This window comes from Xenorhabdus santafensis (assembly GCF_033949405.1).
GTDB classification, from domain to species: Bacteria; Pseudomonadota; Gammaproteobacteria; order Enterobacterales; family Enterobacteriaceae; genus Xenorhabdus; species Xenorhabdus santafensis.
In genome coordinates this window covers 1-235 of sequence record NZ_VCDN01000304.1, presented here as the reverse complement: position 1 = coordinate 235, position 235 = coordinate 1, and the positions used below count along the sequence as shown (strand labels likewise).

The following is a 235-nucleotide window of genomic DNA, read 5'->3' as shown; positions in this document are numbered from 1 at the left end:
AAGACATTCTCACTTCAATCGTTTCAGTAGTTTCTGTGTTTTTAACTGTCAACTTATTGCCTGTGATTTTCGCTTTATTACTTACTTTTTCTTTATCGTCTGCATTAATAAGTGAGCGATATTCTAAAATATAAGCTCGATCAATTTTTTTCAAGAAGGCAATTTCGAAATGTTGCTTTCCGGTAGTATTGTCTGTTGTTATTTTGAGTTTATAGTCTGTTCCTTCTTTTAATTC

1 protein-coding gene is annotated in these 235 nt (G+C 31.1%); it reads right to left on the bottom strand.

Translation table 11 applies throughout. The features are described 5' to 3' along the window. A partial coding sequence (locus FE392_RS22585) for a hypothetical protein (RefSeq protein WP_319931922.1) occupies window positions 1–235 on the bottom strand: 235 nt, incomplete at both ends.